This is a genomic window from Ectothiorhodospira lacustris, assembly GCF_022227845.1.
GTDB lineage: Bacteria > Pseudomonadota > Gammaproteobacteria > Ectothiorhodospirales > Ectothiorhodospiraceae > Ectothiorhodospira > Ectothiorhodospira lacustris.
Window position 1 is genome coordinate 111,382 of the sequence record NZ_JAJNQN010000001.1, and the last position, 20,754, is coordinate 132,135.

The 20,754-nt window shown below is 62.3% G+C and carries 17 protein-coding genes; 12 read left to right on the plus strand and 5 right to left on the minus strand.

Annotated features, from left to right (window positions below):
- Window positions 1-113: 113 nt before the first annotated feature.
- From LQ956_RS00555 to LQ956_RS00565, 3 genes are all read right to left on the minus strand, one after another.
- Entirely contained in the window at window positions 114-779 is a 666-nt protein-coding gene (locus tag LQ956_RS00555; RefSeq protein WP_238621020.1) for a 4Fe-4S dicluster domain-containing protein, read from the minus strand.
- A 237-nt stretch (window positions 780-1,016) separates the two neighbouring features.
- Window positions 1,017-1,484, minus strand: a complete 468-nt coding sequence (dsrE2, locus tag LQ956_RS00560) for a sulfur carrier protein DsrE2 (protein ID WP_238620955.1) — start codon at window positions 1,482-1,484, stop codon at window positions 1,017-1,019.
- Between the two features lie 83 nt (window positions 1,485-1,567).
- Window positions 1,568-1,798: a sulfurtransferase TusA family protein gene (locus tag LQ956_RS00565; protein ID WP_238620953.1), complete on the minus strand. Its 231-nt coding sequence runs from the start codon at window positions 1,796-1,798 to the stop codon at window positions 1,568-1,570.
- Window positions 1,799-2,360: 562 nt separating this feature from the next.
- Between LQ956_RS00565 and LQ956_RS00570 the strand changes: the two genes are divergently transcribed.
- The 5 genes from LQ956_RS00570 (at window position 2,361) to soxB (ending at window position 7,312) form a co-directional block, all read left to right on the plus strand.
- Window positions 2,361-2,672, plus strand: coding sequence for a hypothetical protein (locus LQ956_RS00570; RefSeq protein WP_238629135.1), 312 nt, complete (start codon window positions 2,361-2,363; stop codon window positions 2,670-2,672).
- Between the two features lie 14 nt (window positions 2,673-2,686).
- Window positions 2,687-4,156 (plus strand): M48 family metalloprotease, encoded by a 1,470-nt coding sequence (locus tag LQ956_RS00575; RefSeq protein ID WP_238629136.1) that lies wholly within the window; start codon window positions 2,687-2,689, stop codon window positions 4,154-4,156.
- 170 nt (window positions 4,157-4,326) lie between these two features.
- Window positions 4,327-4,794: a thiosulfate oxidation carrier protein SoxY gene (soxY, locus tag LQ956_RS00580; protein ID WP_238620947.1), complete on the plus strand. Its 468-nt coding sequence runs from the start codon at window positions 4,327-4,329 to the stop codon at window positions 4,792-4,794.
- 49 nt (window positions 4,795-4,843) lie between these two features.
- Window positions 4,844-5,152 (plus strand): thiosulfate oxidation carrier complex protein SoxZ, encoded by a 309-nt coding sequence (gene soxZ, locus LQ956_RS00585; protein WP_238620945.1) that lies wholly within the window; start codon window positions 4,844-4,846, stop codon window positions 5,150-5,152.
- Between the two features lie 372 nt (window positions 5,153-5,524).
- The gene (gene soxB / locus LQ956_RS00590) at window positions 5,525-7,312 is read left to right on the plus strand and encodes a thiosulfohydrolase SoxB (protein WP_238629137.1); all 1,788 of its coding nucleotides are present in this window, start codon (window positions 5,525-5,527) and stop codon (window positions 7,310-7,312) included.
- A 4-nt stretch (window positions 7,313-7,316) separates the two neighbouring features.
- On the opposite strand, the gene LQ956_RS00595 is transcribed toward soxB, so the two are convergent.
- Together LQ956_RS00595 and LQ956_RS00600 are read right to left on the minus strand one after the other, a co-directional pair.
- Window positions 7,317-8,972 (minus strand): methyl-accepting chemotaxis protein, encoded by a 1,656-nt coding sequence (locus tag LQ956_RS00595; protein ID WP_238629138.1) that lies wholly within the window; start codon window positions 8,970-8,972, stop codon window positions 7,317-7,319.
- Between the two features lie 286 nt (window positions 8,973-9,258).
- Entirely contained in the window at window positions 9,259-12,627 is a 3,369-nt protein-coding gene (locus tag LQ956_RS00600) for an ABC transporter substrate-binding protein (protein ID WP_238629139.1), read from the minus strand.
- A 148-nt stretch (window positions 12,628-12,775) separates the two neighbouring features.
- Between LQ956_RS00600 and LQ956_RS00605 the strand changes: the two genes are divergently transcribed.
- The 7 genes from LQ956_RS00605 to LQ956_RS00635 all read left to right on the plus strand — a co-directional run bounded on the left by LQ956_RS00605 (window position 12,776) and on the right by LQ956_RS00635 (window position 20,741).
- Window positions 12,776-13,813: a sigma-54 interaction domain-containing protein gene (locus LQ956_RS00605; RefSeq protein WP_238629140.1), complete on the plus strand. Its 1,038-nt coding sequence runs from the start codon at window positions 12,776-12,778 to the stop codon at window positions 13,811-13,813.
- Window positions 13,814-13,942: 129 nt separating this feature from the next.
- Window positions 13,943-14,206 carry a hypothetical protein gene (locus LQ956_RS00610; RefSeq protein ID WP_238629141.1) on the plus strand — a complete coding sequence of 88 codons (264 nt, stop codon included), beginning with the start codon at window positions 13,943-13,945 and terminating at the stop codon, window positions 14,204-14,206.
- A 324-nt stretch (window positions 14,207-14,530) separates the two neighbouring features.
- Window positions 14,531-16,402 (plus strand): peroxidase family protein, encoded by a 1,872-nt coding sequence (locus LQ956_RS00615; RefSeq protein ID WP_238629142.1) that lies wholly within the window; start codon window positions 14,531-14,533, stop codon window positions 16,400-16,402.
- Window positions 16,403-16,405: 3 nt separating this feature from the next.
- Entirely contained in the window at window positions 16,406-17,299 is an 894-nt protein-coding gene (locus tag LQ956_RS00620; RefSeq protein WP_238629143.1) for a hypothetical protein, read from the plus strand.
- Window positions 17,300-17,303: 4 nt separating this feature from the next.
- Window positions 17,304-18,668, plus strand: a complete 1,365-nt coding sequence (locus LQ956_RS00625) for an NADH:flavin oxidoreductase (protein WP_238629144.1) — start codon at window positions 17,304-17,306, stop codon at window positions 18,666-18,668.
- A gap of 1 nt (window position 18,669) precedes the next feature.
- On the plus strand, window positions 18,670-20,280 hold the full coding sequence (locus LQ956_RS00630; protein ID WP_238629145.1) for a c-type cytochrome: 1,611 nt from the start codon (window positions 18,670-18,672) through the stop codon (window positions 20,278-20,280).
- 17 nt (window positions 20,281-20,297) lie between these two features.
- Complete coding sequence (locus LQ956_RS00635) at window positions 20,298-20,741, plus strand: hypothetical protein (protein WP_238629146.1); 444 nt, start codon at window positions 20,298-20,300, stop codon at window positions 20,739-20,741.
- The last annotated feature ends 13 nt before the right edge of the window (window positions 20,742-20,754 follow it).

Consider the following 20,754-nt stretch of genomic DNA (forward strand, 5'->3'; position numbering starts at 1 on the left):
GACGGTAAAAGGCCTTCGCGGGAGTGACGGTAAAGGGCCTTCACGGGAATCACGGCAAGAAACCTTGACGGAATCACGGCGAGGGCTTTTTCAGAACTTCCCACCGGTCCGGCTCAGTCTTCTTCTTGTTCTTCGAGCCATTCCTCGTATTCCTCCCTCTTCTCTTCGATAAAGTCCTCAATCACGTCAAACAGGTTCTCATCCATCAGTTCCAGGGACTTGAGTACCCCGGTCATCTCCCAAATGGTGTACATCTCCACCGAGGTCTTCAGGGAGATTTCCCAGGCGGTGTCCGTGGTCTGCAGGGTCTTCATGGGGATGGCCTTGCGCAGGATGCGCAGGTCGCCGTCCACCTTCTGGATGTTCGGACCCCAGTCGGGAAAGTGATCCGGCTGGATCATGTCCGGGGAGAGCTGGTTGCCGGTGGTGATGAGCTTGAGCATCACCCGACCGAAGGGCCTCAGTACGTCCTTGGCGGACTGCATCTCGTGCTTGATGGCCACCTCCCGCATGATGGCCACCAGGCCACCGGGAGAATTCTTGAAGGGACAGCGGGCGGCGCAGGTCATGCACTGAGCACAGGCCCAGATCTTCTCCTGCATGGCGTCGTACACCTGCTCCACGTTCTCGGTCCACAGAAGCTGCACGATCTCCCGGGGGCTGTAGTCGTAGAACTGTGCCGACGGGCAGGTGGCGGTGCAGATCCCGCAGTTCAGACACCCGTTGAGCTCATGGTCGTAGCGAAAATCGCTGCGGATGTCGTCGAATACCTGTTGCATTTCGGCGTAAGTAGCCATGGCATACCTCGTCTTTCATTGCCCGGAGAGATATCCTTACACCCAAGCAAAATTGTCAACCATTAACGTTCAGCGAGTGTAGTTCATTTTCTCGTTGACGCGCCGATCACGGGCCTCCGGTGCGGGAACCCGACCCACCGACGTCAATGGATTCGGTTCAGTGTCCCGCCCCCGCCTGCGGCCGAGGACCGCGCCCACAGGGAGTACAAAGGATCGCGGCTAGACGAACAGACAGATGTCGGACTCGCCCGCAAACTCGAAGAAGGTGGCGGCACCGCCGTATTCCACGCCATCAATGAAGTCATCCCGAGACATGTCGAACAGATCCACCGTCATCTGGCAGGCGATCATCTTGACGTCCGCCTCCTGACACATCGCGCGCAGTTCTTCCACGCCGGCCACGCCCTTGGACTTCATCTTCTGCTTCATCATGTAGGTCATCATGGCCTGCATACCGGGCAGGGCCTGCAGCAAGACCGGCATCGGCAACGGCATGGGCATGCCGGGATTACCCAATGAGGTCACTTTCAGATCGGGGCTCTTTTTGAGCAGTTGTAGGCCATAAAAGGTGAAGAACACCTGCACCTGGTAACCCAGGGCGGCTGCGGTGGAAGCCAGGATGAAAGGCGGGTAGGCCCAGTCCAGGGTCCCCTTGGTGGCGATGATGGCCAACTTCTTCTCAGACACGAGGCATCCCCTCCGTTATGCCTTGATAAAGCCCGAGGTGTACGTCCTGCCGCAGCCGGGGCGCGGCAGGACGGCGCCGCGGATCAGGACTTACGTATCAGGAACAGGAACTTGCCGCCCTCATCCCGGTGTTCAAGCAATTCATTGCCGGTCTGCTTGGCAAAGGCCTCGAAATCCTTCACGGAACCCGGATCGGTGGCGATGATCCGCAATACCTGGCCGCTGTCCATGGATGCCAGGGATTTCTTGGCACGCAGGATGGGCAGGGGGCAGTTCAGCCCGGAGGCATCCAGTTCCTGGTCAAAATCGGACATCTCGATTTTCTCCTCGTCTATCAAGTGGTCTGGGGTCTCTTCGCCGACGCCCCCGATGGGGTCCTGCCGGCGCCCGCCCCGATCATCTCACGAAATTTCCCGTTATCGGACAGGGAAAACTTCAGTATTTTTTATCCGCCTACCAGAACGACTTGGGGAAGTTCCTCCTCTGCCGTCACTCCCGCGAAAGTCCACGCCACTCCCGCCCCTACCGCGCCACTCCCGCGAAAATCCACGCCGCTCCCGCCCCTCCTACCTCGTCACTCCCGCGAAAGCGGGAGTCCAGGGCTTCTAGTCCGCCGCTGGATTCCCGCTTACACGGGAATGGCCAGTTCAAGCCGTCCCTTGATAGGACACCCCGGGGCGGACATAAAATTATTTGCTTATCATCAATAACAATATAGCTATATTCTTCTAAACTTCCAGCTTATGCGAAAAGAAGAATATGAGAACAATTCCCACAACCACTGAACGAAGAAATCAGGCCGCTGTCTCACCGGAAACACGCATGATAGTGTTCCCCAACACCAGCCCGGACGCCCAAAGCGGAGGAGCCCTCATCGTGGACAAGAAGCATTTTGCCGCCGATACCCAGTATGCTGTCACCTTGCGTGACGAACATCGGCGCCTGCGCCCCGCCAACCTCTACGTGCATCGGCTCTTTGATGACAGCATGATCGCGCGCCGGACTGACGGCCCCCACTCAGGGCAGTTGTTCAAGATCCGCTATGGGGATGTGGTTCGGATTGCACGGACCATCCCGGTGGACCAGTCCAAGCGTTTCATGCTGCCGGAGGCCATGCTTATGCCGAAACTATGGGAAAACCGCACCACCATGAACGCCTACGCCTCGGCCCCCGGCCTGGGCAAGTAGCAGGCTCGCCCCCCATGCCGGACCGATCGGCCCCCAACCGCAAATCGGGAGCCGACGGCTGGCGTGGGCTCATGGCCGCGGGGCTCTGCCTGCTCCTGCTCATCATCATCGCCCCGGTCCGGGCGGGCATCAATCTGCCGGAGATCGGGGATCCCTCATCCGCCCTGCTCTCACCCTCCCAGGAACAGCAACTGGGACGCACCCTGCTCAGGGAAGTGCGCCGCACCCTGCCTCTGAGCAAAGACCCGGTCCTGCTGGGCTATGTGGAAGCCCTCGGGCAACGTCTGGTCTCCAGTGCCCCCGATGCCCACCCCAATTTCACCTTCCTGGTGGTGGAAGATCCGCGCATCAACGCCTTCGCGATGCCGGGGGGCATCATCGGCGTCAACACCGGGCTGATCGACGCCGCCCGCAACGAAGGGGAACTGGCCGCGGTCATCGCCCATGAAATCGCCCATGTCACCCAGCGCCATATCGCCCGGGCCTATGCGGGCAGCACCCGTATCGACCTGGCCACGGGGTTAGCGATTCTGGCCGGCATCATCGCCAGTGCCTATGCCCCGGAAGTGGGCCAGGCGGCCATCATCGGCGGCATGGCCGGCGGCGTTCAGGCCCGGATCAACTTCACCCGAGCCAACGAACAAGAAGCGGACCGGATCGGCATCGGCATTCTGGCGGCGGCAGACTACGACCCCCAGGCCATGCCCGGCTTCTTCGAACGCATGCTGCAACTCAGCGGCGGTGCCGGAGAGGCGGTACCGGAGTATCTGCGCACCCACCCCGTCACCAGCAATCGCATCACCGACAGTCGGCTCAGGGCCGACCAATATGAAGGCGACTTTCGCACCGATGCCCAGGCCTTTCGCATGATCCGTGCCCGGGTCCAGGCCCTGCAGGACCCGGGTCGGATCATTGATCTCTACACCCGCGATCGGAACGGTAACAGCAGTGATGCAGCCAGGGTCTACGGCCATGCCATCGCGCTCATCCAGCGCGGCCAGACCGAACAGGCCATCAAGGCACTCCAGGATGTATCAGGACAGGAAGGCGCGGATCTCTTTCTGGAACTGGCCCGGGCAGAGGCACACATGGCGGCCAGACCCGCGAACCACCGTGCTGCCCTGGAGATCCTGAAAAGACTGGACGACATCTACCCCAGGCACCTGCCGATCACCCAGACCTATGTGCAGGCCCTGATCGGGGCCGAAGAGTACAGCCGGGCCGTACAGGTGGCCGATGGCCTGCTATCGGCCGAGGCCAAGGCCCCCGAGCTGCTGCGCCTCAAGGCCGATGCCGCCTCACGCCTGGGCCGGGATGCGGTCAGTCATGAAAGTATGGCGGAATATTATTTCCATCATGGTCAATATCGTGAGACCGTCAGGCAACTGGACATGGCCCTGACTGCGCGGGATCTGACCCCCCACGCGGAAGAGCGGGTCAGGAGCAAACGCACCATCGCGTTACGGTTTGTGGACGATCGCTGAGCCGGGGCTTGAGCATTGAGGCACATCAAGCCCCATATAACCAAAAAGTACTTGTAAAAAAGATTTAGTTAGGTAGGCTGTATCCCCAGAGAGCCCGCGGCAAGACCCCGCGTCGAAACAGGGCATCTCCAACCATGTAAAGAGTCGTGAGTGTGAGTGGAGGAGACCGCATGAACAGCAAGCGTCGAGTGTTTCTCAAGGGCACCCTCGCGGCGGGCACCGTGGGTGTCGCCGTGGGCGCCGGCCTGCTGACCCCAAGTACCGTACTCGCCGACTGGCCCAAGGCCGCCTTTCAGGCCAACTCCCTGAGCGATGCCCTGAAATCCGCCCTAGGCTCGGACAGTCACAGCAGTGGTGACATCACCATCCGTGCACCGGATATCGCCGAAAACGGTGCGGTGGTCCCGATCACCGTAGAATCCAGCCTGACCGGTGTCACCGACATTGCCATCCTGGCGGTCGCCAACAATGCCCCCCTGACCTCCAGCTACAAGCTGGGTGAAGGCACCAGGGCCTTCGTCGCCACCCGGATCAAGATGGGCGAAACCTCCGATATCGTCGCAGTACTCAAGGCCAACGGCCAGCTCTACAGCGGCACCAAAGAGGTCAAGGTCACCATCGGCGGTTGCGGCGGCTAAGAGCGCCCGACAACCGCGGCATCAAGGCGAATTCGCAGGAGAAAGCACCATGTCCAGCATCCGAGTCCGAGCTCAGATCGAAGGCGGCGTCACCAATGTACGCGCCCTCATCAGTCACCCCATGGAAACCGGCCAGCGCCGCGACCAGGGGGGCAACACGATTCCGGCCCATTTCATTACCGAGGTCAAGGCCGAGTGCAACGGCAAGCACGTACTGACCGCCAACTGGGGTCCGGCCATTTCCCGCAATCCCTATCTGTCCTTCCAGTTCGAAGGAGCCGCCGCCGGCGATACCCTGACGCTGTCCTGGGTAGACAACAACGGCGAATCGGATACCACCGAAGTCCGCATCAGCTGATACACAGAATATCAGCCATAAAAAAACGCAGTACGCAGGAGGTTTGTCGCGCCAAGGGTCCCGGTCTGATCGGGACCACCACCAAAGAGGAGCAGTAGAGACCAGACCCGGGTGACCGGCACAGGTCCAAGCAGGAACACCTAAAGATGTTCTGAATAGGTCATTCCCGCGCAAGCGGGAATCCAGCCGCAGGGTGACGAGCCCTGGACTCCCGCTTTCGCGGGAGTGACGTGGAGAGCGGGAGTGACGGAAGGGAACTTGTTCAGTGCGTCCTTAAACAACACCTGCCAGATTCAGCATGCCCGGTTAAGCCGGGCTTTCTTTTGGCCGGGACCCGCCGGCCCACGTTCAATCATCGTGTGAGGAGAAGGCATGAACCTGACCCGCAGAGAATTTCTCCAGATACTGAGTGCCGCGGGCATGGCCGGCTTCGCCCTGACCGCGTGCGGCCGCGGCAACGGCAACGGCGCCGCCCTGCCGCAAGCGGATACCACCGGCAACCCCTATGAGCTGCGCCCCTACGGTAATGTCTCGCTGCTGCACTACACCGACTGCCACGGCCAGTTGCTGCCCGTGTACTTTCGCGAGCCCCACGTCAACCTGGGCATCGGCGAAATGCAGGGCCGCCCCCCTCACCTGGTGGGCCGGCATCTGCTGAATCACTACGGCCTGGAACACCCCAACCTCTGGTCCCATGCCTATACCCACCTGGATTTTACCCGTCTGGCGGAACAGTACGGGCGCGTCGGCGGATTCGCCCATCTGGCCACCCTGGTCAAGCACATCCGCGCCCAGCGTCCCGGCACCCTGCTGCTGGATGGCGGCGATACCTGGGGCGGCGGCTCAGGCACCGGAGTCTGGACCCGAGCCCAGGACATGGTGGACGCCCAACTGCTGCTTGGGGTGGACATCATGACCGGTCACTGGGAATACACCTTCGGTGCCGAGCGAGTCCAGGAGATCCTGCGGAACGACTTTGCCGGCCGCATCGACTTCGTAGCCCAGAACGTGGTGGACGTGGACTGGGAGGAGCGGGTCTTCAAACCCTATGTGATCCGCGAGATCAACGGTGTCAACGTGGCGGTGATCGGTCAGGCCTTCCCCTACACCCCCATCGCCAACCCCAGACACCTGATACCGGAGTGGTCCTTCGGCATCCGGCACCGGGAGATGCAGGACAGCGTCGATCAGGCACGCGCCGAGGGGGCCGAGGTGGTGGTGGTGCTGTCCCACAACGGCATGGACGTGGACATCAAGATGGCCGGCCTGGTCAACGGCATCGACGCCATCATGGGCGGCCACACCCATGACGCGGTCCCCGCCCCCCTGGAGGTCAGAACCCCCGACGGCGGCACCTGCCTGGTCACCAACGGCGGCTCCAACGGCAAATTCCTCGCCATCCTGGACCTGAACTTCGCCAACGGCCGGATCGAGGGTTACCGCTACCACCTGCTGCCGGTGTTCGCCGACCTGATCGACCCCGACCCGGAAATGGGCCGGTATATCGACAACCTGCGCAACCGCACCGTCACCTACGACGGCGACACCTTCCGCATGGCGGACAAGCTCGGCGAGACACTGGCCGTCAGCGACGATCTGCTCTACCGCCGGGGCAACTTCAACGGCACCTTCGACCAGCTCATCTGCGATGCCCTGATGGAACAGGTGGATGCCCAGATCTCGTTTTCTCCCGGCTTCCGCTGGGGCACCACCGTGCTGCCGGGCATGCCCATCACCTTCGAACACGTGATGGACCAGACCGGCCTCACCTACCCGGCGGTGACCCGCAACGAGATGAGCGGCGAGATGATCAAGACCATCCTGGAAGACGTGGCCGACAACCTGTTCAACAAGGATCCGTTCTACCAACAGGGCGGGGACATGGTGCGCGTGGGCGGGCTGCGCTACGCCATCGACCCCACCCGGGAGATCGGCGAACGCATCACGGCCATGGAACTGGACGGCAAGCCCGTCGACCCGAACGGCACCTACGTGGTGGCGGGCTGGGCCAGCGTGCAGGAACAGCCGATGGGTGACACCGGCCGCAAGATCTGGGACGTGGTGGCCGATTATCTGCGGGATCATCAGACCGTGCGCATCACCGACCTCAATGCACCGGTACTCAAGGGTGTGGACGGCAATCCCGGTATTGCCGCGTAAATGATCAAACCTTGAAACGCCCCACCAGGCTCTGCAGTTCCGCCGCCAGCCTGGCCAACTCGTCGCTGGCCAGGGCGATCTGATCGGAACCGGACGAAGTCTGTTCCACGGCCTGGGCGATATTGGTGATATTGCGGTTGATCTCCTCGGTCACCGCCGACTGCTCCTCGGCGGCACTGGCGATCTGGGCATTCATGTCATTGATGTTATTGACGGCGCCGCTGATGGCCTTGAGCGACTCACCGGCCCGGGCGGCCTGGGTCACGCTCTGACGCGCCTTGCCCCGGCCATCCTCCATGGCTTTCACGGCACCCGAGGCGCCCGACTGCAGCCGCTCGATCATGGCCTGGATCTCCGTGGTGGAGGTCTGGGTACGACTGGCCAGGGTTCTCACTTCATCGGCCACCACCGCAAAGCCCCTACCCTGCTCACCGGCCCGGGCAGCCTCAATGGCTGCATTCAGGGCCAGCAGATTGGTCTGTTCGGCAATGTCCCGAATCACTTCCAGCACCTTGCCGATATCATCACTGTCCTCGGACAATCGGGTAATGACCTGGGAGGCATTCTCCACCTCCCTGGCCAGGGCCTCGATGGCGCGGATCGTCTCCTTGACCTCCCTTTCCCCCGCGACAGCCTCCTGACGCGTGGAAGCGGCCGCATGCGCCGCTTCGGAAGCATTGCGGGACACCTCATGCACCGTGGCGGTCATCTGGTTCATGGCAGTGGCCACCTGATCGGTTTCAGAATGCTGCCGACGCACCTGCCCACGGGTCTCTTCCGTGGTGCTGGACAGTTGCTCTGCTGCCGCCGCCAACTGGCTGGAGGCGGCGCCTGCCTGCCGGACCAGGTCGCGGATCTTGCCGACAAATTCATTGAAGGCCCTGGCAAGGTCGGACAACTCATCCCGCCCTCTCGCCTCCAGCTGCCGGGTCAGATCACCCTCCCCCCGGGAAATATCGTGCAGGGCATCGGATAATCGGACAATGGGGCCGACGATGAGCCGGGCCAGGAAGACAGCGACCACCACGCCCCCCGCCACCAGCAACAAGATGCCCAGCACCAGGCGAGCTACCATCTGGTTCACGCCCTGACTGACGATGGCATCGATTTGCTGTCGCGGAATGCCCAGGAACAGGATGCCGATGACCTGATTGGAGGCATCCTTGATCGGTTCATAGACCGTAAGATGGGCCGCCCCCAGGATCTGCGCCTCACCGATATAGCGTTGACCTGCCGAAACCGGTGCGAACGCCGAACTGGCCTGTCCCAGTTGCGTACCCACCGCACGGCGCCCATCGGGCAGACGAACGCTGGTAGTCACCCGGGTAAAGTCCCTGCCGTCCCGGGCAAATACCGTCGCCAGTACACCCAACTCCTGACTCAGCCTGTCCACCACCTCAAGGCGATCGTTGATCGGCTGGCCCTGGGCATCCACCAGCTTTCCGTCCACCAGACGCAGCGCGCCCCACTCACTGGCAACGTGGTTGCCCGCAGACCAGATGTCCCCCTCGATCTTCATCCTCAGGGTATGGTCCACCAACGTGTATCCCATGCTGCCGGCACCCTGACTGGAGATGAACAAGACAGCGACACCGATCAGAATCAGAAGGATCACCGTAACACTGATCAAGCGCGTGCGGATGGTCAGGTTGTTCCACATGGGATAGGCTCTTCTCGGCAAGTATCGGGTATTCTTTGCGGGCTTCATTGGCCCAAAAAGGGAAATACTGAACAACCCTCCTGGCGTCACTCCCGCGAAGGCGGGAGTCCAGAACTTTCAGCCCGTGACCGGATCCCCGCTGGTGCGGGAGTGACTCACTCAAAACACCCCAGGCAGGAAACCGTCCACTGTCGTCATCATGCACGCATAGCAACCGTTTGACATTAAAATTTATATCTATTCTAAACATTCCTCCTCTGGCTAAGCGAGTGCAACACTCCCTTGGTCATGATGTTTCCGCATCCGTCGGAGACCCTCCCTCCACACCGGTATCGGCCTTGCCGGCAAACGCTGATATATAGGCATAGCAGGTATGGGCATCCTCGGCCAGTTCCAGCAGGCTGATGGTGCGCCGCTGCCACTGGCTGAAATCCGGTTCCCCGCTTGACCGGGACATGTCCTGAAACCCCATGCTCCAGTCCGAGAAGACCCGTGTACGGATATCTCCCTCCGCCACGATGTGGACATCTTCATGCCGAGGATCCAGACGGATTCGTGCCATCGTCGCCTCCACCTGTGCCCTGGGCCCCTCCAGCATCTGCATGAACTGGCCATCCTGATAGATCAGAAATCCGGTCACGCCGGACCGGGCGTTGGCTATGCGCGCAGTCCGCAAAATTGCCTGCAAGGACTCGTCACCCAACGGTTCGACGGTACGGCTGACATACAGCACGAAACTTTCCGTACCCTGATCCTCCCCATGCTCAAAATCGGACTGCGCATCCATCAGACGGACGAAATCCTCCGGCCTCATGGGAGGATGAAACAGATATCCCTGAAACAGCCCGCATCCCCCGTTCAGCAGCTCCAGATGCTGCCCCTGGGTTTCCACTCCTTCCGCCACCAGCGCCAACCCCAGGGATCGTCCCAGGCCGATGACGGCCCTGACCACGGCGCGGCTCTCATGACGGGTCTCGATCCCATCCACAAAGGCACGATCAATCTTCAGAATGCTCACCGGCAGACGGGTGAGCTGGGCCAAAGAGGAATAACCCGTGCCGAAATCATCCACGGCCAGCCGCAACCCCAGTTCCGCCAACCGGCGAAGCACCCGAAGATTGGCGTCGATATCCGCCATCAACGCCGTCTCCGTCACTTCCAGGACGATGCGCACCGGATCGGCCTCGGTTTCCTGAAGCACGCAGCGCATGTCATCCACCAGCGACTCATCGCTCAACTGACGGGCGGAGAGGTTGATGGAGACATACGGGGCCGCCGTCCCCCAGCGACGGCGCCACTCCACCTCGGCCAGACACCCGGTCCGAAATACCCAAAGACCGATGGGCAGAATGACACCGCTCATCTCGGCGATGGGAATGAAGACCGCCGGAGAGACCTCCCCTTGCGGAGGAAACCAGCGCAGCAACAACTCGGCACCGACGATCCGTCCACGATCCGACGACAGGATGGGCTGAAACCGGGCCTGCAACTCCTGATTGTCGATAGCCATCCGCAATCCCAGGGTCACATTCAGCCGCTGCAGGGCCTGATGATGCTGGTAGTCATTGAAAAACTGCCAACCATCACGCCCCTGTTGCTTGAGGGCATGCAGCGCCGTCTCCGCGCAACGCATCACGTCGTCGGCACTGTGGGTGCTGCCCTGCCCCGTGGCCACCCCGATGCTGGCGGTCACGACCACCGGCACCCCGTTGAGCTCGAACGGCTGACGCATCGCCTCATTGAGACGCTCCGCCAGACCGGCAATGGCCGCCGGCTGCCCCACCTGTTCCGCCAGGATCGCAAACTCATCCCCGGCCAGCCGAGCCACCGTATCGCCGGGACGGACCTGGTCCAGCAAGCGGCGACTGACCGCCATCAGCAGGGCATCTCCGGTCTGCCGGTCATGGCTGTCATTGATCAGCTTGAACCCATCCAGCCCCAGATGCAGCATGGCCACATTCAGGCCATGGCGGCGAGAGCGTTCCAGTGCATTTCCCACACGCTCATGCATCAGGGACCGGTTGGGAAGGCCGGTAAGTACGTCATGGGTGGCACGCCAGAGCAGCTCTTTCTCCGCCCGCTTGCGGGCCGAGATATCCAGTACGGTCACTACCAGATTCCAGACACCATGCTCATGGAACTTGGCGATGGAAGCCTCCAGGGAAAGGAAACTGCCATCCTTGTGGTATCCCGTGATTTCCGCACGTTCCGACATGCGACGTTCTTCCTCGGGACCATCAAGGAACTGCTGGTAAAACTGCGCATGCCGCTCCCGCATATGCGGCGGTACCAGCAGATGCACCGACTGCCCGACCAGCTCTCCCTCCTCATAGCCGAACAGTTCACAGGCCCGCCGGTTGACGTGGGTCAGCATCCCCTGCGCATCCGCCGTCAGGATGGCGATATCCGCCCAGGCAAGGATGTGTTGTGCCAATCCGGTATCTGCATGGCCATCAGGTGCCGGGGCGGAGATAAACTGCCCAAGCAGTGTCTGCGGCTGCGAACCGAGCAGCCGGGAAGATGTCTGGTAGCGTTCAGGAATCAACGGTGATATCCCGCCAAAGCTTTCAATGACGCTGAAGCCGCCATTGGCGTTGCAGCGCGCCAGGTAGCTGTTGACCTGGGCATGGCGAAGCTCCGGGTCCATACTCACGTCACCCTGGGGCGCCGATACCCGCACCCGCCCCAGGGCTGCGCACAATGCCTCGGGCGTCAGTCCGCCGGCTCGCTGCACCGCCTGAGCGAAGGCATGCACGCAAACGTAGACACCTTCGCCAAAGTGGGTCAGCACACCATTACCCCGAGGCCAGATGCCGGTCACATCCGGCAAGTCAGACAGGCGTTGGAGGACGTCACGGTTGGCTTGGGTATCCACCGACATGAAATAACTGTTGACGGCATAAATCCCCTGGCGTGCCTCCCGGGAAAGCTGGCCTGCCATGATTTCATCGAAATGGCCGGAGACCAGGGCCATGCGCCGATTCAGACCGATGGCCGCGCAACGTCGGAACAGCCTGACCTGATCCTGGCCGGCAAAATAGGGCACGAACACATCGGCACCTGAGCGGCTGACCTGCTCCAGCAAAATCGCCAGTTCCTGCTCACTCACGTCGAAGGGGAGGTACTCCTCCCCCACCACATCCCCACCCAATGCGAGCAGGACCTGCTTGGCAGCATCGATGGAGCCACGGGGCCACTCATAATTATGGCCCGCAAAAAACATCTTCGAACCATGGCGCCGGGCCATGAAGGGAACCATCGGCTCGATCTGTTGATTGGGCAGGACGGAAAAACTGAAGAAAAAGGGCTCGCAAATACTCCCCTCGTAGAAGGAAAAGTTCAGCAAGGGCACGCGTCGGGGCGTGGCCACCCGGCAGGCCACGGCAATACGGGAATTGGACAGGAGATTGCCGATCATGGCCACACAGCCATGTTCATCCACCAGACGCTCGGCCGCGGGCACCGCCGTTTCAGGCAGGCTACCGTCGTCCTCGATCACCAGTTCCAGAGGACGACCGAAGACACCTCCAGCCCTGTTGACCTCATCTACGGCAATCCTGGCCGCCCGGCAGATTTCCTCGCCATAAAGACCGGCAATCCCGGTCAGGGGGGCCATCAGACCCAGACGGATGGGACCAGACAGTGGTAGGGACATGGCGGATATACCACGTGATGCGCCATTACGGCAGGTACGCGCCGATGATAACCGATTCTGCCTACAATACCCGCCCAGCCATGGTTCGACCTTGACTCTCTTGGCACAGAACCTACACTCGGTAAAAGGTTGATCTCCGAGGTGGGTCATGGCGGCTGCATGTCATGTCGATCCGGCCGACCGGTTCCGGCACCTTCATCTGGTGGGAGACTCACCCCCCTTTCGCAATTTGCTGAGGGCGATGGAGCAGGTAATGCGTTCGGACATACCGGTCCTGATCCAGGGGGAGACAGGAACCGGCAAGGAACTGGTTGCCCGTGCCCTGCATTACCTTGGGCCGCGCAGGGGCGCGGGATTCATCCCCATGAATTGCGGCGCCCTGCCAACCGATCTAGTGGAATCCGAACTCTTTGGTCACGAACGGGGCGCCTTCACCGGCGCACATCAACGTCAGCCGGGGCTGGTGGAACTGGCTCACCATGGAACCTTGTTCCTAGACGAAGTCGACGCCCTGGACTTGCGCGCTCAGGTCAGTTTGCTGCGCTTTCTGCAAAACCAGGAATACCGCTTGGTGGGTGGACGGGAATTTCGCCACGCGGACGTCAGGATCATCGCCGCCGGCAATCGCTCTCTGAGTGGCCAGATCCAGGCTCATCAGTTCAGGGAAGACCTGTACTACCGGCTCAACCTGCTCACCCTATGCGTTCCTCCCCTGCGCGAGCGGGGTGACGACATCCTGCTTCTGGCAAATTATTTCCTCACCCATTTTGACGCCCAATACGAGCGACCCAGCCGCGGCATTACCCCTGAGGGCATCGAGTGGCTCAAGGGTCATACATGGCCCGGCAACGTGCGGGAACTGGAAAACGCCATGCATCGGGCCAGCCTGCTGTGCCATGAGGGTCCGATTCATATTGAAGCCTTGTGCTTCAGCAACCCGACGGCACCACCCGCCGGAGCCGCAATGCTGAGCACAAGCAATGGCAACCTGATGTCCTTCACCCAAGCCAAAAAACAGGCAATCGATCGCTTTGAAAAAGGCTATCTGCGGGACATGCTGCAGCAGGCGGGGGGCAACGTCACCCTGGCGGCGAGAATGGCAGGCAAGGAGCGACGAGCGTTTGGCAAACTGCTCAAGAAACACGGCATCTGCGGTGACCGGGTCAAGATTGCCCCAGTGGGTTAAGTTCGACCCGAGGGCTGACCGACCTGCGCGCTTCCTGGCACCCAGCTCTCCCACAGGATCAAGGCCAGGCGGAAGCTGGTGTGGCTGTTGCTTGATATCAAAGCCCATGCCCCCGAGAGGACTGCCCCCTTGAACTCATCAAGCCGTCTCTCACCCCAACTCATTGCAAAAGTCATAGAAAACTACCTGGCAGCCCATCCGGGGGCCGCCGACAACCTCCAGGGCATCATCAGCTGCTGGCTGCCACCGGAGTATCGTCATGTCTCTCCGGAGGTGGCGGAACAAGCCGTGGACATGCTCTGCAACCGGGGCATTCTCAGGGCCGAGCCACACCTCGCCGGACAAGTGGTGTTTCGCAGACCCCCGCGGGACCCGACAGACGATACCTCCTGATGGATCAAAACCCTCCTGCCCTCCCTCTCCGCATCCATTGTGCAACCGGGACAAAGTTGCCCCACCCCCCTGAACATCGATCCCATACCCAAACCAACCACATGATCTAAAAAGGTTTAAAAATTCCGGCCTGAAATTTGCTTTTCCCCTTTGGACGCGGCACCAGGGTCATCGACCAACTCCGGATCGGTCCGACTGGATTCCCGCATTCGCGGGAATGACGAGGGAGTGACGCGGGAATAACGCGGGAATAACTTGTTCAGAACATCCTTGACTAAGCCGCACACTTGGATCAACCGTCATCCCCCACATGGAGGGCGAGCGATGCGCCGAGGATCATCATTTGAAGCTCCCTGGTACGACCGATTGCTGGGTAAGTTGACCACCCGCCTGGCCCGCCGTCGACCCTGGTTTCGCTGGCCGTTCTTCATCGCCATGGCGATGATCGTGGGCCACCGGGTCAATCTCCGGCAGCACAACCTCACCGACACGCAGACTGTCCCGTCCCCGGCGCCCCCCAACCAGGATTTCGATGTGCGTGGAATGCGAACGGCAGATGGCAGCTACAACGACATGAGCGAGCCGTGGATGGGCATGGCCGGCACCCGATTCGGACGCAACATGCCCCCCGAAGCCGCCTTTGGTGAAGTCCCTCCCCGGCTCTACGAACCCAGCCCGCGACTGATCAGCAACAAGCTGCTGGCGCGGCGCGAGTTCATCCCGGTCCCCCACCTCAATGTGCTGGCCGCCGCCTGGATTCAGTTCATGGTCCACGACTGGCTCAGCCACGGCCCCAACAACAAGGACGAACCCCCTCACGACATCCCCCTTCCCGAGGGGGATGACTGGCCGGAGGGGAAGATGACGGTGCTGCGCGCCCACGCCGATGACCGAAACCCCCAGGACCAGGGACTCCCGGACGCCTATACCAACGTGGAGACAAGCTGGTGGGATGCCTCCCAGATCTACGGCTCTTCGCTGGAGCGCCAGCGAGAGGTACGCACCGATCCCACCACCGGCGCCGTCCTGGAAGACGGCAAGCTGGGCGTGCAAGCCAACGGCGCCCTGCCCATCGAAGGCAAGACCCAGCACGGCAAGCCCAGCAAGGATCTGGAACTGGCCGGCGTCAACGGTAACTGGTGGGTCGGTTTGTCGGTCCTGCACCGTCTGTTTGTCCACGAACACAATGCCATCGTGGACCGACTGCGCATCGATCACCCGGACGCCACCGGAGAATGGCTGTTCCAGAAGGCCCGCCTGGTCAATGCCGCCCTGCTGGCCAAGATCCACACCGTAGAATGGACAACGGCGTTGATGAATTCCCCGGAAGGCCGCATGGCCATGCGGGGCAACTTCTGGGGTCTGCTGGGCGAACAGTACCATCGCGCCTTCGGTCGCGTCGGGCGGGGCGAAGTCCTGTCCGGGATCCCCGGCTCCCCTGCCGACCACCACGGCGCCGCCTACGCCATGACCGAGGAATTCGCCGCCGTCTACCGACTTCACTCGCTGATGCCGGATGAGTACTCGTTTCGCAGACGTGAAGACGACCAGGAACTGCTCCACGCGGACCTGACAGGTGTTTCCGGCGGCGAGGTCACGCAGATCTACCGGCAGGTGGGCTTTGACGACGTGGTGTATTCCCTATGCACCAGTCACCCCGGCGCCCTGGTCCTGCACAATTACCCCAACGGGCTGCGCCGCATCGCCCACACAGGGACCAAGGGCGTGTTTCTGGACCTGGCGGCCATCGACGTGCTGCGGGACCGGGAACACGGGGTACCGCGTTACTGCGAATTCCGGCGCCACATCGAATGCCATGCCCCTCGCAGCTTTCAGGAACTGACAGACAACCCCCATTGGCAGCGGGAGCTTCAGGAAGTCTATCCCAGCGTGGAAGACGTGGATCTGCTGGTGGGTACACTGGCGGAGAGTCAATGCCAGGCACACGGCACACCACCGGGCTTCGGCTTCTCCGACACCGCCTTTCGCATTTTCATCCTCATGGCCTCGCGGCGGCTCAAGAGTGACCGGTTCTTCACCGACGATTTTCGCCCGGAGGTTTATACGCCCGCAGGCTTCGACTGGATCAGGGACAACTCCCTGCGCACCGTCATCGCCCGCCACTGTCCGCAACTCAGGGGGCATTTTGCCGATGTACGCAACGTGTTCTTTCCCTGGGCCAAGACGGGGGATTAGACCATGGCCCGCCGCCTGAAGCTGGCTGGTCTGATCGACCTGCTCTGGGTGGAGCAACCCCGGGAAATCCTGGAACTGGCTCAGGATCGCCGGCTGGACCGTGAATTCCTGCCCCAGGGTCCCTGGCTCAATCGACTGCTTGCTCGAGGGATTCGCCGGCATCTGCAACTGGACGGCCAGCCCTTGCCCCCGCTGGCTCCCATCGGCGACGAACGCCCCAATGCCGCCCAGATCACACTGGCCCAAAGCCTGGAAGGGCCGCCCTGTTCCCAGGCAGACCTGGAGGCACTGGCCGCCTATGTTGCCCGGGGCAACACCCTGGATGGACCCGGAGTACTGGTGCAGGGGATCGTTGGAAGGCTATTCAACGGCGACTACCGGGCAGACCCGCAAAGCTACCGGGATGCCTGTCTGCTGGACACGGCGGCTCGCACCCTCAACCCCTGGCGCCAATGGCGCTGGCGGCGTAGCGGCGACGTGGATCAGGCACGCGCCCGACTGGCGGAAAAGGTAGACAGGGACCCCGTGGCCCTGCATGCCACCGCCATCGCGGTACATAACCTGGTCGCGGCCCTGGAACGGATGCGGCGACTCGCCATGGAACGCCCCCGCACCCTCGCGCACATCACGCCCGCCGCCGCAGCCTCCCGCTGCCTGGCGGCACCGGGGACGGTGCTGCGCCAGGCCAGAACTCACGGCAACCACGCGGTAGGGTCGTTCGCCCCCGGCACCCTGATACTGTTTCGGCTTGAGACGGCCAGGGCACGCAGCCTACGCCATGACGTGGCCTTCCTTACCCACACCTGGAGCCGCTGTCCCGCAGCGGCCTGGGCGCCCCGGCTGCTGTCCGAAGCCTGGCGCAAGGCGGGGAAAATGATGCCCGCGCAAGGAGGATGAAGACATGACCACGGACCCGACACCGCCCGAGCAGGATCCGATCTTCACCCCGCTGGTCTTTCGTAACCTGACACTGAAAAACCGGATTCTACGTTCCAACATCTCGGGACGCTTCGACAATGAAGACGGCTCCCTGACCCAGACCCGGATCAACTGGGAATGCCGCTTCGCCCAGGGCGGCGTGGGCGCGATCCTCTCATCCTATGTACCGGTGGCCATGCACGGCAGGATCATCGCCGGCTATGCCACCATCCACCGCAACGACTTCATCCCCCTGTGGACCCGCCTGGGGGAAGCGGTGCATCGCCACGACTGCCGGTTCATTCTCCAGCTGAGTCATTCGGGGCGACAGATGGACCTCCCCGGCATCCACAACCAGCACCGCCCTGCCCCCAGCCCCACCCACCGCAAGGAACCCCTGCACGGATTTCTCTGCCGCGCCATGGGCGAGGGTGAGATCCAACGCCTGGTGGACGCCTTCGCCCAGGGGGCCTGGCGCGCCCGGGAGGCGGGACTGGACGGTGTCGAACTGCATGCCGCCAACGGCTACCTGTTCACCCAGTTCCTCAGCTCGGCCATCAACGATCGCACCGATCGGTACGGTGGCTCGCTCACCAACCGGGCAAGATTCCTGCTCGAGGTGATCGAGGCCATCCGTCAGCGTGTGGGGCGCGACTTCCATCTTCAGGTCAAATTGAGCGCCATCGACCACAACCAGGTGCTGCCCTGGGAGAAACCCGGCAATACCCTGGCCGACACGATCCAGGTGGCCCGATGGTGCGAGGCCACCGGCGCCGACGCCATTCACGTGTCCACCGGCGCCATGTTCCCGCACCCGCTGAACCCACCCGGCGAACTCCCCCTGGAGACCCTGGCGGTGACCTACGACGCCATGATTTCCGCCGGGGTCAACGGCTTTCGCAACTACCTGCTGTTCCGCTACCCGCTGCTGCGGCCCCTGTTCCGCTGGTTATGGCACCGCATGCAGCGGGGCCTGCCCATCGAAGGCGTGAGTCTGGACGAAGCCCGGGCCATCAAGCGGGCCGTGAGTATCCCCGTCATCACCACCGGGGGTTACCAGAGCGCCGACTTCGTGCGCGCCGCCCTGAGCGAGGGCGCCTGTGACGGCGTCGCCATCGCCCGCTCCCTGGTGGCCAATCCCGACCTGGTGCAGCAATGGCGAGCCGGCCGGAATCTCCCGGAACGCCCCTGCACCTACTGCAACAAATGCCTCACCAACGCCCCCAAGAACCCCATGGGCTGCTACGAGCAGGCACGGTATCCCAGCCGCGAGGCCATGATCGAAGAGATCATGAGCATCTATCGCACCCGGGCCGAGTTGCGCATCCCCGAAGCGGAGGGTCACTGACATGGCTGCGGATACGCATCTCACGGCCGTCGAGGCGGCCCGTGCACAACGCCGCTGGTGGACCCTGCCGCTGACAGCGATACTCATCATCGCCCTGGTGATCGGGATGATCGTCCTGATGGTGGGCACCGTGGCGCTGATACGCTATACCGGCGAATCCACCCCCCACTACCGTTCGGACCTAGCACACTTTCACTATGGCTCCATCGGTGCCGAGCGCAGCAGCGGCATTCCCGTGCGGGTCTGGAAGACCCTGCCTGTCCTGTTCCCCGACACCTTCGAACCGGCCCTATCCCAAGGAGACGGGGCCTATGCCGCGTTCGGCTTCCTCTACGAATACGATCGGCGTGGCCGCCCGGCGGACCTGCCCATCGGCCTCTCCCAACGTCGCGTCAACGGCGTGAATCTGGTCTGGTTCAACTGCTCGGTCTGCCACACCGGCACCTGGCGTGCCCCCGGACCCGGCACCCCGGACATCTTCACACCCACCGGGGAAAGACACCGGGTCAGCGGCATGCCCTCCAACAACCTGGATCTGCACCGATTCATCGGCTTTCTCGGCGAAATCGCCGCCGATGAGCGCCTGGCCCCCGATCAGCTGCTACCCGCGCTGGAAGAGACCACCGGGCCACTGGGCAGGCTGGAGCAACTGATATGGCGCCTGGTGGTCCTGCCCCGTTTACGGGAAGGGCTCCTCATGCAGGCCGAGCGGCTTGGCCCCATGATGGCCGGGCAACCCGCCTGGGGACCGGGCCGGGTCGATACCTTCAACCCCTACAAGCTCATTCAACTGAACCAGACCTGGGCTGAACTGAGCCCCGAAGAGCGCATCGGCATGGCCGACTTCCCCTCCATCTTTCTTCAAGGTCCCCGGGAAGGCATGCACCTGCACTGGGATGGCAACAATCCCAGTCTGCGTGAACGCAACCTCTCCGCTGCGGTGGGCGCCGGTCTTGATCTGACCATCGCCACGGACGCAGACCACCGGGCCATCCGGCGCGTGGCCCACTGGCTCAAAGACCTGGAACCACCCCCAAGCCCACTCCCCGGGCTGATGCCCGAGCCTGCATCCTCGCAGTTGCTGGAACACGGCAAGTCGCTGTACATGGCGCACTGCGCCGCCTGTCATGGCCATCAGGGCGACCGGGGCTATGTCTTTGAAGGGGATCGTCTGGGACAAGTGGAACCCATTGAGGTGGTGGGGACCGATCGCGCCCGTCTGGACTCCTACACGGAATCCTTCCGGCAGGCCCAGCGCAAATACCTGGGATTTCAGGATTTCGTGAAGACCCAGGGATACGCGAATCACCCCCTGGATGGCCTCTGGCTGCGCGGACCGTTTCTGCATAACGGCTCGGTCCCCACCCTGTATCACCTGCTGCTGCCCCCGGAACAGCGCCCTACCACCTTCCTGCGGGGCAGCGACATCATGGACCCGGAGCGGGTGGGATTCGTCTCCCCCCCCTGTGATCCGGGTGAACCGGACCCGCCCGGGTTTTTCTGCTTCGATACACGCCTGCCGGGTAACGGCAACGGCGGTCATGACTATGCCACCGCCAGTCTCACTGCCGCCCAGCGGGCGGCGCTGCTGGCCTACCTGAGAACTTTCTGACGCGGAGGGCTGCGATCATGGATCACACCTTGAATCTGGGCTGGACACAGGCACGGACCCATTCCCTGGAAAAGCGCTACCGGCAGATACTGGGCATTAACCTGCTCCTGCTGGTCCTGGTCGGTCTGTGGGCGATTCTGGCCCCTGCCTCCCTGGCACAGGCCGCCGGCCTGCCACTGGAAGAGACGATGCACATGTTTCGTGCCTGGGGCGGCATGGTGCTGCTGGCAGTGCTGCTCTACCTGCCCGGCTGGCTGCAACCGCTGAGAACTCGGTGGCCCAACATGATGGGTATACTGGGGCGATTCGGCATGGGGACACTGTTCCTTCTCATGGCCCTGTTCGGCGGTGCCGCCCTGCGCGGGTTGCTATGGTTTGCGCTGTTCGACCTGATCTTCGCCACGGCCCTGGCAATCCTCTATTTCCGCCTTGCCGAAGCGGAACTGATGTCCCGACCTTGAGGGCTTAGACTGT

Coding starts and splice junctions, on each gene's coding strand:
- LQ956_RS00555 (WP_238621020.1), bottom strand. CDS start 779: ATGCAACAGGTATTCGACGACATCCGCAGCGATTTTCGCTACGACCAT.
- LQ956_RS00565 (WP_238620953.1), bottom strand. CDS start 1,798: ATGTCCGATTTTGACCAGGAACTGGATGCCTCCGGGCTGAACTGCCCC.
- LQ956_RS00575 (WP_238629136.1), top strand. CDS start 2,687: ATGCCGGACCGATCGGCCCCCAACCGCAAATCGGGAGCCGACGGCTGG.
- soxY (WP_238620947.1), top strand. CDS start 4,327: ATGAACAGCAAGCGTCGAGTGTTTCTCAAGGGCACCCTCGCGGCGGGC.
- soxZ (WP_238620945.1), top strand. CDS start 4,844: ATGTCCAGCATCCGAGTCCGAGCTCAGATCGAAGGCGGCGTCACCAAT.
- soxB (WP_238629137.1), top strand. CDS start 5,525: ATGAACCTGACCCGCAGAGAATTTCTCCAGATACTGAGTGCCGCGGGC.
- LQ956_RS00595 (WP_238629138.1), bottom strand. CDS start 8,972: ATGTGGAACAACCTGACCATCCGCACGCGCTTGATCAGTGTTACGGTG.
- LQ956_RS00600 (WP_238629139.1), bottom strand. CDS start 12,627: ATGTCCCTACCACTGTCTGGTCCCATCCGTCTGGGTCTGATGGCCCCC.
- LQ956_RS00605 (WP_238629140.1), top strand. CDS start 12,776: ATGGCGGCTGCATGTCATGTCGATCCGGCCGACCGGTTCCGGCACCTT.
- LQ956_RS00615 (WP_238629142.1), top strand. CDS start 14,531: ATGCGCCGAGGATCATCATTTGAAGCTCCCTGGTACGACCGATTGCTG.
- LQ956_RS00620 (WP_238629143.1), top strand. CDS start 16,406: ATGGCCCGCCGCCTGAAGCTGGCTGGTCTGATCGACCTGCTCTGGGTG.
- LQ956_RS00625 (WP_238629144.1), top strand. CDS start 17,304: ATGACCACGGACCCGACACCGCCCGAGCAGGATCCGATCTTCACCCCG.
- LQ956_RS00630 (WP_238629145.1), top strand. CDS start 18,670: ATGGCTGCGGATACGCATCTCACGGCCGTCGAGGCGGCCCGTGCACAA.
- LQ956_RS00635 (WP_238629146.1), top strand. CDS start 20,298: ATGGATCACACCTTGAATCTGGGCTGGACACAGGCACGGACCCATTCC.